Raw genomic sequence first — 14,231 nt, forward strand, 5'->3', positions numbered from 1 at the left:
GGAGGAGCAGCTGATGAACGGACGTATTTTATTGATTGAAGATGAAGCCGGGCTCGCCCGGTTTTTGGAGCTTGACTTAAAGCACGAAGGCTTTGACGTGCATGTATGCGCCGATGGACGCGAAGGGCTCGAGCTCGCTCTTTCGGAGCAGTGGGATCTCATTTTGCTTGATGTGATGCTGCCGAGTCTCAATGGCATGGAAGTATGCCGCCGCATCCGGGCGGCGAAATCGACGCCGATCATGATGATCACAGCGCGCGATAGCGTGTTTGACCGCGTCATGGGACTCGATAACGGGGCCGATGACTACATCGTCAAACCGTTTGCCATTGAAGAGCTGCTCGCCCGCATCCGCGCCTTGTTCCGCCGCGTTCATCCGGAAGCGAACGCCCAAGTGTTGACGTTTAAAGATTTAGTCGTTGACGTGCAGGCGCGCACCGTGAAAAAAGGAGACGAATTTATTGAGCTGACGAAGCGGGAATACGACTTGCTCGTCGCCTTTATGCAAAACATCAATGTCGTCTTGACGCGTGATGCGCTCCTTGACAAAGTGTGGGGATTTGACGCCGAAGTCGAGACGAACGTCGTTGACGTCTATGTCCGCTACTTGCGGCAAAAGCTTGACGAACACGATAAAGAGCGGTATATCCAAACGGTGCGCGGCACGGGATATGTGATGCGGCCATGAAGAGGGAGGCGATTCGCCGGCTTTCGCTGAAAGGGAAGCTGACCGTTTTGTCGGCCGGGGCGATTTTCATTACGTATTTTGTGTTTACGTTTTTGCAATATCATATGGTCAAACAATGGCTGCTGAAGGAAGAAGAAAAAACGATGGAACAAACGGTGGCGGAAATTGAAACCTATTACGAGGAAAAACGTAATCTATCATGGGAAGGGATTCGCCGCAGCCGCGCGTTTTTGGAAAGGTTGAATGAACGATACCAACTCATTCGCGTCACGGATGAGAAAGGAAACGTCATCGTCTCCGTTTCAAATGGGGCAGCGGTGTCGCTATCGCCGAGCGAGATGCCCGACAAGCGGAAAATGGATGAGCATTTCATCAACAATGAACGGTTTTTGCTGCTCCGTCAGCCGATTCATATCAGCAACTTGCATGGAACGATCGAAATCGCCCGCCGGCTGGCGAGGTTCCAGCAAGTGACCAACACGCTCTTTCTCATCATGACGGCGATCGGCTTTTTGGCCATGGCCGCAAGCGCTGTCGCCGGCCGGTTCGTGGCGCAAAGCTTCGTCCGGCCGTTGCAAACGCTGGCCAAAACGATGGCCGACATCAAAAACAACGGGCTGAAACGGCGCATTGATGTGCCTCCGGCGCGCGATGAAATTGCGGAACTGATGGTGATGTTCAACGGCATGATGGATGAAATTGAGCGGTCGTTCGCCATGCAGCGGCAATTTGTCGAGGATGCGTCCCATGAACTGCGCACGCCGCTCGCCATTTTGCAAGGCCATCTTTCGTTGCTGCAACGGTGGGGGAAGCACAACCCGGAGATTTTGGAAGAATCGCTTGAGGCGGCGATGAAAGAGGCGGAGCGGCTGAAGCGGCTCGTTCTCGAGCTTCTGGACTTGTCGCGCGCCGAGGCGATCACGGTGCCGGATGAGGTCGCGCCGATGGATGCCGCGGCGGCTGTCGGACAAGTCGTCAAAAATTTCCGCGTCTTGCACCCGGACTTCCAATTTCTGATTGACCAGCCGGATAAGCCGATTGCGCGCGCGGCGATGGCGAAGCATCATTTTGAACAATTGCTGTTCATTTTGCTTGACAATGCGGTAAAATATTCTCAGCGAGTGAAACAAATCGCGATTTCCTTGCGCGAGGAAGGGCCGTTTGTGACGGTCGCCGTCCGCGACCATGGCATTGGCATTCCGAAAGACGAGCTGAAAAACGTTTTTTTGCGCTTTTATCGCGTCGACAAGGCGCGCAGCCGCGAACAAGGCGGCGCCGGGCTCGGGCTTTCGATCGCCAAGGAAATCATCGATAAATACGGCGGGCAAATTACAGTGGAAAGCGAGATCGATCAAGGAACGACGGTCGAACTGGCCATTCCGAAAGCGGAATAGGAGGAGAGTGAGAGACATGGGACATTCCCATGGCGAAGAGACGGCAGGCAAAAAAGCGATTCATCACGTCGTCGAGAAGTTCCGCAAGCGCGGGGTGAAAATCGCGACATGCAAACCGCGGACGATGATGTCACTGTCATGCTTAGATGAGATCGACAAAATGAGAGGATGAATCGAAGAAAAGAAAATGGAAGCGAAACAGCGCATCATTCCGGCCATTAAAACGATGAAGCAATTTGACGCCTTTTTGTCAAGCGGTTACACGGTCGGCGTGTTGCTTGAGGTGCATATTGCCCAGTTAAAAAGCATCTTTGCCTATGCGCGCCGGCATGGCAAGGAGTTGATCATTCACGTCGACTTGGTGCAAGGGCTGAGCCATGATGAACATGCGGCGGAATACCTTTGCCAAGAGTTCCGCCCGCATGGCCTCATTTCCACGAAAGCGGGCGTCATTATGAAGGCGCGGCAAAAACGAGTCTTGGCCGTGCAACGCATCTTTTTGCTCGATTCTCATGCGTTGGAGAAAAGCTATCAGCTGATCGCCAAAACGAATCCGGACTGCATCGAAGTCATCCCGGGCGCCATGCCGCACATCATCCGCGAAGTGAAAGAACGGACGGGAAAACCGATTTACGCCGGCGGCCTCATCCGCACGGTCGACGATGTCGAGCGGGCGCTGGAAGCCGGCGCGGCATCGGTGACGACGTCAAATGAAACGCTTTGGCGCCACTACAATGGATAATGCGTTGAGCTGGTCAAATCGGCCGCCGTCTGCTACAATAAAGGTAACAAGTTAATCATCAGTCAGGAGACAAGGAGAGACCACGCATGCATGGTAGGCGTCATGCTTATCGTGTTTGCACTGGTCTCTTTTTGTCTTTTTCAAAAGGAGGAATCATGCATGACGTTCTCAAGCAAACAGCGGAGCGATGTTCTTCAAGCGATGAGCGAAAAACAATATGATCTTCTCGTCATCGGCGGGGGGATCACCGGCTCTGGCATCGCCCTTGATGCCATCTCGCGCGGCATGACGGTCGCGCTTGTCGAGATGCAAGATTTCGCCGCCGGCACGTCAAGCCGGTCGACGAAGCTTGTTCACGGCGGCTTGCGCTACTTAAAGCAGTTCGAGGTGAAGCTTGTCGCGGAAGTCGGGCGCGAACGGGCGATTGTGTATGAAAACGGCCCGCACGTCACCACACCGGAGTGGATGCTGCTGCCCATTTACCGCGGCGGAACGTTCGGCAAGTGGAGCACGTCGATCGGCCTTTGGTTGTATGACCGGCTGGCCGGCGTCAAGCAAAGCGAGCAGCGCACGATACTTAATGCCCGGCAGACGTTGGAAAAAGAGCCGCTCTTAAAGCGCGACGGCCTGATTGGCGGCGGCTATTACGTCGAGTATCGGACCGACGATGCCCGCTTGACGATCGAGGTGGTCAAAAAAGCGGTCGAGCTTGGCGTCGACGCCGTCAACTACGTCAAAGCCGAACAGTTTTTATACGACGAGCGCGGCCGCATCACCGGCGCCCGCTGCCGCGACATGATCGGCAGACGAGTGTATGACATCCGCGCCAAAAAAGTCGTCAATGCTGCTGGACCATGGGTTGATGCGCTGCGCGACAAAGACGGTTCGAAAACCGGCAAGCGGCTTCGGCTGACAAAAGGCGTCCATATCGTCATCGATCAAAAGCGTTTTCCGCTCAAGCAGGCCGTCTATTTTGACACCCCGGACGGCCGGATGGTGTTTGCCATTCCGCGGGATGGGAAAACGTATGTCGGCACGACCGATACATTTTATGACGATGATCCTGCTCATCCGGCCATGACCGAAGAAGACCGTGATTACTTATTGCAAGCGATTCACTACATGTTCCCGTCTGTCGGCGTCACTGCCGACGATGTCGAGTCGAGTTGGGCCGGCGTCCGCCCGCTCATTTACGAAGAAGGGAAAAACCCGTCGGAAATTTCCCGCAAAGACGAGATTTGGACATCGCCATCCGGCCTCATCACAATCGCCGGCGGCAAACTGACCGGCTACCGGAAAATGGCGGAAACCGTCGTCGACCTCGTCGCTAAGCAGCTCGAAAAAGAAGAGCAGAAAACGTTCCGTCCATGCCAGACGAAACAATTGCCGATCTCCGGCGGCGATGTCGGCGGCTCGCACCGGCTGCCGGTCTTCATCGCCGAAAAGGCGAAGGAAGCGGCGCGCTATGGGCTGACAGAAGAACAAGGGGCGCGGCTGGCAAAACAGTACGGCACAAATGTCGACCGCCTCTTTGCCTTAAGCAACGAGTACGACCGCTCGTCCGGCTTAACGCGCGAAACGTTCGTCCGCCTCGTCTACGCCATCGAGGAAGAAATGGCGGTCAAACCAGTCGACTACTTCATCCGCCGCACCGGAGCGCTGTTGTTTGATATTGATTCGGTCCGGCGTGAGAAAGAGGCGGTTGTCGCGTTTATGGCGCGGTATTTTGGGTGGACCGAGGAAGAGCGGGACATGTATGGGAAGGAACTCGATCAGGAACTGCGGCGTGCTGTGTTGGCGGAGGAAGGAGAGGAGTGAATGATCCTTTGAAGGAAATGATGAGCGCCTGAATCCAGGGCGCTTTTTTGATGGATTTTTTCGTAAAAATTAAGTAAAATTTAAACAAAAACAAAGCGGGGGAAGAGAATGTCAGTTGCATACAATCCACAAACGAAGCAGTTTCATTTGCGGGCGGGCAAGGCGAGCTACGTGATGCAGCTTTTCCGCTCCGGCTATTTGGCGCATGTCTATTGGGGAAAAGCGGTACGCGATGTTCGCGGCGCGCGGGCATTTCCGCGGCTGGACCGCGCGTTTTCCCCTAACCCCGACCCATCCGACCGCACGTTTTCGCTCGATACGCTGCCGCAAGAATATCCAGCCTATGGGAATACCGATTTTCGTTCTCCGGCGTATCAAGTGCAGCTTGAGAATGGCTCGACCGTGACCGATTTGCGCTACAAAACGCATCGCATTTTCAAGGGGAAGCCAAAGCTTGATGGGCTTCCGGCGACGTATGTTGAGCACGAACAAGAAGCGGAGACGCTTGAAATGGTTCTTGAAGATGCGCTGATTGGCCTAGAGGTCACGCTGCAGTATACGGCGTATGAAAAATGGAACGTCATCACGCGCGCGGCCCGTTTTGAAAACAAAGGCGGCGAGCGGTTGAAACTGCTGCGTGCGCTCAGTATGAGCGTTGATTTCCCAACTGCTGACTATGATTGGATCCATCTCCCCGGAGCGTGGGGGCGCGAGCGCTGGATCGAGCGGCTCCCGCTTCTGACCGGCGTGCAAGCGGCGGAAAGCCGCCGCGGCGCGAGCAGCCACCAACAAAACCCGTTTATTGCGCTCGCTGCCAAAAACGCCGATGAACACCAAGGCGAAGTGTACGGGTTCAGCTTGGTGTACAGCGGCAATTTCCTCGCCCAAATCGAGGTGGACCAGTTCCGCACTGCCCGCGTCTCGATGGGCATCAATCCGTTTGATTTTACGTGGCTATTGGAACCGGGCGAGTCGTTCCAAACGCCGGAAGTCGTTATGGTCTACTCCGATCAAGGGTTAAACGGAATGTCGCAAACGTACCACGAACTGTACCGCACCCGCCTAGCGCGCGGCGCGTTCCGCGACCGCGAACGTCCGATCTTGATCAATAACTGGGAAGCAACGTATTTTGACTTCAAAGAGGAAAAGATGATGAATATCGCCCGAACGGCGGCGGAGCTTGGCATCGAACTGGTTGTGCTGGACGACGGCTGGTTTGGCGAGCGCGATGACGACCGCCGTTCGCTCGGCGATTGGATCGTCAACCGGCGCAAGCTTCCAAACGGCTTGGACGGGCTGGCAAAACAAATAAACGAACTTGGACTCCAGTTCGGCTTATGGGTCGAACCGGAAATGGTGTCGCCAAACAGCGAACTGTACCGGAAACATCCCGACTGGTGCCTCCATGTGCCCAACCGCCCGCGCTCTGAAGGACGGAACCAGCTTGTGCTCGATTATTCCCGCCAAGACGTGTGCGACTATATGATTGAAACGATCTCGAACGTGCTTGCGAGCGCCCCCATCACTTATGTGAAATGGGACATGAACCGCCATATGACGGAAATCGGTTCGGCCGCCCTGCCGCCCGAGCGCCAGCGCGAAACGGCGCACCGCTATATGCTTGGGCTCTATCGGGTGATGGACGAGATCACCTCGCGCTTTCCGCACATTTTGTTTGAAAGCTGTTCGGGAGGCGGAGGGCGGTTTGACCCGGGGATTCTCTATTATATGCCGCAAACATGGACGAGCGACAACACTGACGCTGTCTCGCGCCTGAAAATCCAGTACGGTACAAGCCTCGTTTACCCAGTGAGCGCCATGGGCGCCCACGTCTCGGCCGTGCCGAACCACCAAGTCGGGCGGGTGACGTCGCTCAAGACGCGCGGTCATGTCGCGATGTCAGGCAACTTCGGCTATGAGCTCGATATCACGAAATTGACGGAAACAGAAAAACAAATCATCAAGGAACAAGTCGCGTTTTACAAAGATGTGCGCCGCCTCGTCCAGTTCGGCACGTTTTATCGGCTGCTCAGCCCGTTTGAAGGCAACGAGGCGGCGTGGATGTTCGTCTCGGAAGATCAGTCGGAAGCGCTCGTCGCCTACTTCCGTGTTCTGGCGGAAGCGAACGCGCCGCTGTCATACTTGCGGCTCAAAGGGCTTGACCCGAATCAAGACTATGAAATCGAAGGCCTTGGCGTCTACGGCGGCGACGAGCTGATGTATGCCGGAGTGGCCTTGCCGCACCGCTTGGGCGATTTTATCAGCATGATGTGGCGATTGAAAGCCGTTCGATGATAGGGGGAATGATGCGGCCTGAGCGGATGCATCAGCGCGAAACAAACGAATCGAACCCGGCATGTTAGATGCCGGGTTCAAACTGTTTGAGCTTCTCGATGATGCGCCGCTTCCGATAAAGCATCTTCCCGGTTTCGGCGATGTCTTCCATAAACGATTTGTTAAACAGCGAACCGAAAATGACGCCGATGATCGGCACGGCTTGAAACAGCTTTTTCCATCCGTACTGGTCGCGGAACGTCATCATCACTTCCCGCCATCCTTGCAGTTCGGAAAAGACGCGCCCGCGTTCATGGGAGAACGACGAAAGTTCGTCCAAAATCGCTTTTTTCCCGACGATGTCCGCCGCGGCAAACTGCAGGCATTTGACGACAAACACGCGCTCCTCTTTTTCCTTCGGGTCATATCCGTACACGATGGCGATCTCTTGCAGCGTTTTCAGCGCTAAGCCGAGAAGCGCTGGGATGTCCACCGCCAGCGTCAGCGCCCCGCCCATTCCAGTCGCCGCCCCTTGCAGCTGGGCGAACGTGACGCGCGCATCGATCAACTCGTCGCAAACGCGGTCCATCGTCTCGAGCGGCAAGTGCGGCACTTCGGCCAACGACGATACGCCAAGCTTGTCCAATACCTTTCCTTCATTCACCAAATATTGCCCGCCGCTTTGAATATAGCTGCCCAATTCATCAAGCAGCTGCCCGAGTTTTCGATGGATGATTTTGGGGGTCAGTTTATCGAGCACTTGAAATGGCAAGCGGCCGAGCTTTTCCCAAAACCATAGGTCTTTTTGGGAGTGTTCCCAGTGGGTGATGGTTTGGAGTTCTTGTTTCAACATCTGTCGCGTTTCCATCTCCGCTCCGCCTCCTTCCTATATTAAGGTGAATAAATGTTCAAACGATTATACGTATTAAAAAAGATTTCGTTTCGCCGTTGATCTTTAGTAAAATATTAAGTAAAATATTTACTATAAAGACTTGAAGGAGGCCCTTCCATGATCCCTACCTTAAAACAGCAATTTATCGAACTTTTCGGCGGCTTGGGCGAAGGCATCCGCACCTTTTTCGCCCCCGGCCGCGTCAATTTGATCGGTGAGCATACGGATTACAACGGCGGGCATGTGCTGCCGTGCGCGCTCGAGATCGGCACGTATGCGCTTGTCCGGCAAACGGATGAGCCGTTTGTCCGCCTTTACTCCCAAAACTTCCCGGAAACGGGAGTGATCACGGTCTCTTACGATGACTTGTCATACCGGAGCGAGCACGGCTGGGCGAATTACCCGAAAGGGATCTTGGCTGCGTTTCAAGCGTTACGTCCGCTTGAGACCGGATTGGACATTTTGTATTATGGAACGATCCCGAACGGCGCAGGACTGTCGTCATCCGCGTCGATTGAGCTCGTGACCGCGGTCATGCTCAACGAACTGTTCAGGCGCGGGCTTGACCAACTAGAACTTGTGAAAATGAGCCAAACCGTAGAAAATAAATACGTTGGCGTCAATTGCGGCATTATGGATCAGTTCGCCGTCGGCATGGGGAAACAAGATTGCGCCATCCTGTTAAACTGCCAGACGCTCGAGTACCGCTATTTGCCGCTCGTGCTCAACGATTGTTCGATTGTCATCGCGAACACAAACAAAAAGCGCGGCCTGGCGAACTCGGCGTACAACGAGCGGCGGGCGACGTGCGAGGCGGCTCTTGCGAAGCTGCAAAGCGTGCGGAACATCGCCTCGCTCGGCGAGCTGACAAGCGCGGAACTGGCCCGTTATGCACATCTTCTTTCCCCGCTTGAACAAAAACGGGCCCGCCATGCGGTGACGGAAAACGAGCGGACGCTTGAAGCCGCCCGGGCGCTTGAGCGCGGGGATCTCGTCCGCTTTGGCGAGTTGATGAAACAGTCACATTTGTCGCTGCGCAATGATTACGAAGTGACAGGCGTTGAACTCGACACGCTCGTTGAAGCGGCATGGTCGCACGAAGGAACGGTCGGGGCGCGCATGACTGGGGCAGGATTCGGCGGCTGCACGGTGAACATTGTGAAAAAGGCATGCGTTCAAGATTTCATTGAACGGGTCGGAAACGCGTATGCCGAAAAAATCGGTTATGAAGCAAGCTTTTATGTCGTTGAAGTTGGTGACGGGGCGAGAGAACTCACGGGACTGGAGGAGATGAGCCGATGATTTTGGTTTGCGGAGGGGCAGGGTATATCGGCAGCCATGCGGTGTACCGTCTGCTTGAAAAAGGGGAGCGCGTGGTCGTGGTGGATAACTTGCAGACGGGGCACCGGGAGGCGGTTCACCCTGATGCGGTGTTTTGCCAAGGCGATATTCGCGACCGCGATTTTTTGCGCGAGGTGTTTCGCCAGCACGACATTGAGGCGGTCATTCATTTTGCGGCGAACTCATTGGTCGGCGAAAGCATGGAAGAGCCGCTGAAATATTACGACAACAATGTGTACGGCACACAAGTGTTGCTTGAAGTGATGAAGGAATTTGGCGTCAAGCAAATCGTCTTTTCTTCAACTGCCGCGGTGTATGGGGAGCCGAAACAAATCCCGATCGTCGAAACCGACCCGACGGAACCGACGAACGCGTATGGAGAAACGAAGCTGGCGATGGAAAAAATGATGAAATGGGCGGACCGCGCCTATGGCATCCGCTCGATTTCGCTCCGCTACTTTAATGTCGCCGGGGCGTACGGCACGACAATCGGTGAGGACCACAACCCGGAGACGCATCTGATTCCATTGATTTTAAAAGTGCCGCTTGGCCAGCGCGAGGAAATCTACATTTTCGGCGATGACTACGACACGCCCGACGGCACGTGCATCCGCGACTACATTCATGTGCTTGATCTCGTCGATGCCCATTGGCTGGCGCTCGAGAAATTACGGAGCGGGGCAGACAGCGATGTATACAATTTAGGCAACGGCAACGGCTTCAGCGTCAAAGAAGTGATCGAAGCGGCGCGGCAAGTGACCGGACACCCGATCCCTGCCCGCGTCGTGGCGCGGCGGCCGGGCGACCCGGCGCGGCTTGTCGCTTCATCGGAAAAAGCAAAGCGCGAGCTCGGCTGGGAGCCGAAATACTTGTCCATTACGGATATCGTCGCCTCGGCGTGGGAGTGGCACAAAGCGCGGCCAAACGGCTATCGGGGTGTGTGAGCGATGGAACGAATTTGGACGGCGATTGAACAACTGATCCGTTATGCCGAGCAACGCGGCCTTTTAGCGCCGGAAGATGTGGTGTACGCGCGCAACCGCCTGCTGGCAACGCTCCGACTCACGGAATGGCAGCCGGCCGAGGTCAAGGACGTTCCCTTGGCCTCGCCGGCCCCGGTATTGGACGCTATGATTGATTGGGCGTATGAACAAGGATTGTTGGAAACGAATACCACGACCGAGCGCGATATATGGGATGCGAGACTGATGGACTGCGTCATGCCGCGGCCGTCGGAAGTGATCCGCGCCTTTTACGAGCGGTACCGCCGCAGCCCGCAGGAGGCGACGGACTGGTTTTATTCGTTGAGCCAAGCGTCCAATTACATTCAAACGGCGCGCATCGCCAACAATCAGCACTGGAAAGTGTCAACCATCTATGGAGAATTGGATATCACCATTAACTTGGCGAAGCCGGAAAAAGACCCGAAGGAAATCGCCAAATTAAAAGAGATGCCGTCATCCTCGTATCCAAAATGTGTATTATGCAAAGAAAACGAAGGGTATGAAGGAACGTGGCGTCATCCCGCCCGTTCCAATCACCGTGTCATCCCGATCACGTTATTGGATGAACAGTGGTATTTCCAATATTCTCCCTACGTGTACTATCATGAACATTGCATCGTCTTTTCCGCCGAACATGTGCCGATGAAAATGGAGCGGAAGACGCTTGAGCGCTTGCTCGATTTCGTCGAAAAGTTCCCGCACTATTTCATTGGCTCGAACGCCGACTTGCCGATTGTCGGCGGCTCGATTTTAGTGCATGACCATTTCCAAGGAGGGCGTTATCCGTTTGCGATGGAAAAGGCGGAGATCGAAGAGTGTATCCCGCTGCCATCGTTTCCGTCGGTCACAGCCGGCATTGTGCGCTGGCCGATGTCCGTCATCCGTTTGACTGGACCAAAAGAGGACGTGTTGGATGCGGCTGCCTTTTTGTATGAAACATGGCGGACGTACAGCGACCCAAGCGTCGAGATTATGGCCTACAGCGGCGATGTTCCGCACAACACGATCACCCCGATCGCCCGGCGGTGCGGCGATTTGTTTGAGTTGGACATCGTGTTGCGCAACAACCGGACGTCAGCGGAACATCCGTACGGCATTTTCCATCCGCATGAAGAATTGCATCATATTAAAAAAGAAAATATCGGCTTGATCGAAGTGATGGGGCTGGCGGTGCTGCCGGCACGGCTTGCCGTGGAACTGGAGACGCTGGCCGATTATCTCGTGCATCGGACAAAAAAAGAAGACTGGGACGAGTCGATGCATAAACATTGGGATTGGTGCGAAGCCATTCACTCGGCCTATCCGGACATCACGAAGGACAACGTCCATGACATTTTGCGGCACGAAGTCGGACAACGGTTTGTGACCGTGTTGGAACATGCCGGGGTGTTTAAGCGGGACAAGCGAGGGAAGGATGCGTTTCGCCGCTTTCTGCAGCACGCTGTGGAGCGCATGTCGTCTCTTGTTTAAATGCGGCGAAAAAACGCGTTTCATATGAAACATAAGGAAGGGATCGCAAACAGACGATGGCTACGTTAAAAGAAATCGCGGAAAAAGTCGGCGTTTCGGTCGCGACGGTGTCGCGCGTGCTTAATTACGATGCAACGCTGTCCGTTTCCGATGAAACGAGAAGGCGCATTTTTGAAGTCGCCCAAGAGCTGAACTACAAAACATTGCGGGAGCGAAGCCAGCAAGCGCGCGAATCGTTTCGCTTCGGGCTCATTCACTGGTATTCGGAGCGCCAGGAAATCGATGACCCGTATTATATGGCGATTCGCCTCGGAGTGGAAAAAGAGTGTTTTGACCGCGGCATCGAACTCGTCAAATTGTTTAAACAAAACGGTGCCTATCCGATTGAACGGATGGAGGCGCTCGATGGCATCATCGCTGTCGGAAAATTCGGGCCGAAGGAAGTCGAGGTTTTTGCCGCCGGGGCCAAACAAATTGTGTTTGTCGACTGTTCGCCTGATGAGCATCGGTTTGATTCAGTCGTCATCGACTTGCGTCAAGCGACGGTGACAGTGCTTGATTATTTGCTTCGGTTGGGGCATACGAAAATTGGTTATATCGGCGGCCGTGAATATGTCGACGAGGAAACGCCGATCCGCGATGAGCGCGAAGCGGCGTTTTACGAATATTTGTATGTCAAAGGGCTGTATGATTCCCGCTATGTATGGATCGGTGCCTTCACGGCTGAAGATGGCTATCGGCTGATGAAAGAGGCTGTTTCAGGCGGCGACTTGCCGACGGCGTTTTTCATTGCCAGCGACTCGATGGCGATCGGCGCCCTGCGTGCGCTGCATGAAGCCGGGATCGCTGTTCCGGAAGAGGCGGCGATTGTCGGATTCAATGATATTCCGACGGCAGCATTTCTTCACCCGCCGCTTTCGACGGTGAAAGTATACACAGAATTTATGGGTGAAACAGCGGTTGAGCTGCTCATCGAACGGTTGACGACGAAACGAGCGATTTGCAAAAAGGTCGTCGTGCCGACAGAGCTCGTCATCCGCTCAAGCAGCGAGGGCAACGAAAAGGGGAGCGGTCGATAAGCCGCTCCCTTCCGCATTAATGGAACTCGATATCAACGCGTTTTTTCGTTCCTGTCGTTGTTTTCGGGATATGAATGTCAAGCACACCGTTTTTGTACGTCGCGCGAATGTTTTCCGTCGCCGCATCCGCCGGCAGGGTGATCGAACGCTGGAAGCGACCAAAGAAGCGTTCGCGCCGGTGCATATGTTCTTCTCTTACATCGTGGTGGCGTTGAATCGTGCCGCTGATGGTCAACATGTTGTTCTGCACGTCAATGTGCACATCCTCTTTCCGCTCCAGCCCCGGTAAATCGCACGAAACGACGTATTCGTTGGCCGTTTCATGCATGTCGATGCGCGGCATCCAGTGCTGCTCATCCATATGAGTGAACAGCGATGGAAAATCACTAGCAAAAAAGCGGTTCATATCCCGGCGAATCGATTCCAAGTGCCGGAACGGGTCATACGGAATTAACGCCATAACTGCCATCCTCCTTAACAAGAAATGTTTGTTCGCTCAGTAGTGTGAACCGAATTCGTCTGTTTTATGTATGATTGGCTTGCAATTGTTCCATCACCGTCAAATACGCTTGAATGAGTGCTACTTTCATGCCATCCGGCAAGTCAGAAGCGGCCACCCGCTTAACGGCGTAATAAAACTTCACTTCGGACGATTGCCGCACGCGCGGATGCGTCCATTCATCGCGCAGCTCTTGCCTTATCGTTTCATACAAAAGAGTTTGGCTTTCTTGTTCATCAAGCGGTCCGGTCGTCAGCGATCGGTTCGGCCAAAGGCGGCGGTAGCCGTCAAGCAGTGCAGAAAATGGATAGGTCACGGCTGCTTCCCTCCTTAAAAAATATACATAGCGATCCTCGAGGTCTGCTCCTTGCAACATATTCTTTTTAAGAAATTATATCATACAGCAGTCGAAGCGATTCGGGAGGCCAAGTCGAATGTAGATAGTGGGGGCTGGTTTCGTTTGCTGTCGTTGTAAGGCAGTCGAACCGTGGGACGCACGAGGATGGATTGGTTGACAGCCTGCCGTGGGGCGGGTGTTCCCAAAAATCTCCCACCTCTAAGCGTTAGCGTAGGTGGGAGAGCGTTCAACCTAAAAAAGTAGTTGACATAAGGTGAGATAGTGTATAAAATAAAAATCGCGCTTCGACGGAATGTCGGAGTGCAACGATCGAACAATCATGAAATAAAAAAACTATTGACAAATAGTTAACACTGCGTATAATGAATAATTGCCGCGACGAAATGAACGCGGTAATAATTAGAAGAGAATCAGTAGTTGACATTTTTGAAAGATTGTTTATAATAGTAACTGTCGTTCCTTGAAAACTGAACGAAACGAAGCGCGACGAAAAGCGGAGGTCCGCATGGGCCGAAGCAAAAGCCAATCAACTTTCTTTTGGAGAGTTTGATCCTGGCTCAGGACGAACGCTGGCGGCGTGCCTAATACATGCAAGTCGAGCGGACCGGATTGGGGCTTGCCTTGATTCGGTCAGCGGCGGACGGGTGAGTAACACGTGGGCAACCTGCCCGC

At 54.1% G+C, this 14,231-nt stretch carries 13 protein-coding genes and 1 rRNA gene; 11 read left to right on the plus strand and 3 right to left on the minus strand.

Features of this window, described 5'->3' with window-relative positions; genetic code table 11:
- Window positions 1–13: 13 nt before the first annotated feature.
- From ETR37_RS12090 to ETR37_RS12110, 6 genes are all read left to right on the plus strand, one after another.
- Entirely contained in the window at window positions 14–688 is a 675-nt protein-coding gene (locus ETR37_RS12090) for a response regulator transcription factor (protein ID WP_013144934.1), read from the plus strand.
- Window positions 685–2,082 (plus strand): HAMP domain-containing sensor histidine kinase, encoded by a 1,398-nt coding sequence (locus ETR37_RS12095; protein ID WP_020755752.1) that lies wholly within the window; start codon window positions 685–687, stop codon window positions 2,080–2,082. The genes ETR37_RS12090 and ETR37_RS12095 overlap by 4 nt, the downstream gene beginning before the upstream one ends.
- Before the next feature lie 16 nt (window positions 2,083–2,098).
- The gene (locus ETR37_RS19160) at window positions 2,099–2,254 is read left to right on the plus strand and encodes a hypothetical protein (protein WP_164832333.1); all 156 of its coding nucleotides are present in this window, start codon (window positions 2,099–2,101) and stop codon (window positions 2,252–2,254) included.
- A gap of 15 nt (window positions 2,255–2,269) precedes the next feature.
- Complete coding sequence (locus tag ETR37_RS12100) at window positions 2,270–2,824, plus strand: glycerol-3-phosphate responsive antiterminator (protein ID WP_020755754.1); 555 nt, start codon at window positions 2,270–2,272, stop codon at window positions 2,822–2,824.
- Window positions 2,825–2,983: 159 nt separating this feature from the next.
- A complete protein-coding gene (locus ETR37_RS12105) occupies window positions 2,984–4,642 on the plus strand; it encodes a glycerol-3-phosphate dehydrogenase/oxidase (protein WP_033006057.1) in 1,659 nt (552 codons plus the stop codon).
- A 108-nt stretch (window positions 4,643–4,750) separates the two neighbouring features.
- Window positions 4,751–6,937 (plus strand): alpha-galactosidase, encoded by a 2,187-nt coding sequence (locus ETR37_RS12110; RefSeq protein WP_129447303.1) that lies wholly within the window; start codon window positions 4,751–4,753, stop codon window positions 6,935–6,937.
- A 64-nt stretch (window positions 6,938–7,001) separates the two neighbouring features.
- Here the strand turns inward: ETR37_RS12110 and ETR37_RS12115 are convergent, their stop codons facing one another.
- The gene (locus tag ETR37_RS12115) at window positions 7,002–7,784 is read right to left on the minus strand and encodes an EcsC family protein (RefSeq protein ID WP_081132678.1); all 783 of its coding nucleotides are present in this window, start codon (window positions 7,782–7,784) and stop codon (window positions 7,002–7,004) included.
- Between the two features lie 141 nt (window positions 7,785–7,925).
- On the opposite strand from ETR37_RS12115, the gene ETR37_RS12120 reads away from it, so the two are divergent.
- From ETR37_RS12120 to ETR37_RS12135, 4 genes are read left to right on the plus strand one after another with little or no spacing between them, the layout of a single operon-like run.
- Complete coding sequence (locus ETR37_RS12120; protein WP_129447304.1) at window positions 7,926–9,110, plus strand: galactokinase; 1,185 nt, start codon at window positions 7,926–7,928, stop codon at window positions 9,108–9,110.
- Window positions 9,107–10,093 carry a UDP-glucose 4-epimerase GalE gene (gene galE / locus ETR37_RS12125; protein ID WP_020756378.1) on the plus strand — a complete coding sequence of 329 codons (987 nt, stop codon included), beginning with the start codon at window positions 9,107–9,109 and terminating at the stop codon, window positions 10,091–10,093. The genes ETR37_RS12120 and galE overlap by 4 nt, the downstream gene beginning before the upstream one ends.
- A gap of 3 nt (window positions 10,094–10,096) precedes the next feature.
- Window positions 10,097–11,623 carry a UDP-glucose--hexose-1-phosphate uridylyltransferase gene (gene galT / locus ETR37_RS12130; protein WP_129447305.1) on the plus strand — a complete coding sequence of 509 codons (1,527 nt, stop codon included), beginning with the start codon at window positions 10,097–10,099 and terminating at the stop codon, window positions 11,621–11,623.
- Window positions 11,624–11,679: 56 nt separating this feature from the next.
- Window positions 11,680–12,702: a LacI family DNA-binding transcriptional regulator gene (locus ETR37_RS12135; protein WP_020756380.1), complete on the plus strand. Its 1,023-nt coding sequence runs from the start codon at window positions 11,680–11,682 to the stop codon at window positions 12,700–12,702.
- Window positions 12,703–12,718: 16 nt separating this feature from the next.
- Here ETR37_RS12135 and ETR37_RS12140 read toward each other — a convergent pair whose 3' ends face one another.
- Both ETR37_RS12140 and ETR37_RS12145 read right to left on the minus strand, forming a co-directional pair.
- Window positions 12,719–13,162 (minus strand): Hsp20/alpha crystallin family protein, encoded by a 444-nt coding sequence (locus tag ETR37_RS12140; protein ID WP_033006456.1) that lies wholly within the window; start codon window positions 13,160–13,162, stop codon window positions 12,719–12,721.
- 64 nt (window positions 13,163–13,226) lie between these two features.
- Window positions 13,227–13,517, minus strand: a complete 291-nt coding sequence (locus ETR37_RS12145; protein ID WP_081212822.1) for a hypothetical protein — start codon at window positions 13,515–13,517, stop codon at window positions 13,227–13,229.
- Between the two features lie 576 nt (window positions 13,518–14,093).
- Here ETR37_RS12145 and ETR37_RS12150 point away from each other — a divergent pair.
- A 16S ribosomal RNA gene (locus ETR37_RS12150) occupies window positions 14,094–14,231 on the plus strand; the annotation flags it as partial.

It is taken from the genome of Geobacillus sp. PK12, from assembly GCF_004123125.1.
Classification (GTDB): Bacteria; Bacillota; Bacilli; order Bacillales; family Anoxybacillaceae; genus Geobacillus; species Geobacillus zalihae.

What these genes read in the sequence shown, in the direction of transcription:
- ETR37_RS12110 (WP_129447303.1), top strand. Translation starts at nt 4,751, where the DNA reads ATGTCAGTTGCATACAATCCACAAACGAAGCAGTTTCATTTGCGGGCG.
- galT (WP_129447305.1), top strand. Translation starts at nt 10,097, where the DNA reads ATGGAACGAATTTGGACGGCGATTGAACAACTGATCCGTTATGCCGAG.
- ETR37_RS12120 (WP_129447304.1), top strand. Translation starts at nt 7,926, where the DNA reads ATGATCCCTACCTTAAAACAGCAATTTATCGAACTTTTCGGCGGCTTG.
- ETR37_RS19160 (WP_164832333.1), top strand. Translation starts at nt 2,099, where the DNA reads ATGGGACATTCCCATGGCGAAGAGACGGCAGGCAAAAAAGCGATTCAT.
- ETR37_RS12115 (WP_081132678.1), bottom strand. Translation starts at nt 7,784, where the DNA reads ATGGAAACGCGACAGATGTTGAAACAAGAACTCCAAACCATCACCCAC.
- ETR37_RS12095 (WP_020755752.1), top strand. Translation starts at nt 685, where the DNA reads ATGAAGAGGGAGGCGATTCGCCGGCTTTCGCTGAAAGGGAAGCTGACC.
- galE (WP_020756378.1), top strand. Translation starts at nt 9,107, where the DNA reads ATGATTTTGGTTTGCGGAGGGGCAGGGTATATCGGCAGCCATGCGGTG.
- ETR37_RS12100 (WP_020755754.1), top strand. Translation starts at nt 2,270, where the DNA reads ATGGAAGCGAAACAGCGCATCATTCCGGCCATTAAAACGATGAAGCAA.
- ETR37_RS12105 (WP_033006057.1), top strand. Translation starts at nt 2,984, where the DNA reads ATGACGTTCTCAAGCAAACAGCGGAGCGATGTTCTTCAAGCGATGAGC.
- ETR37_RS12135 (WP_020756380.1), top strand. Translation starts at nt 11,680, where the DNA reads ATGGCTACGTTAAAAGAAATCGCGGAAAAAGTCGGCGTTTCGGTCGCG.
- ETR37_RS12090 (WP_013144934.1), top strand. Translation starts at nt 14, where the DNA reads ATGAACGGACGTATTTTATTGATTGAAGATGAAGCCGGGCTCGCCCGG.
- ETR37_RS12140 (WP_033006456.1), bottom strand. Translation starts at nt 13,162, where the DNA reads ATGGCGTTAATTCCGTATGACCCGTTCCGGCACTTGGAATCGATTCGC.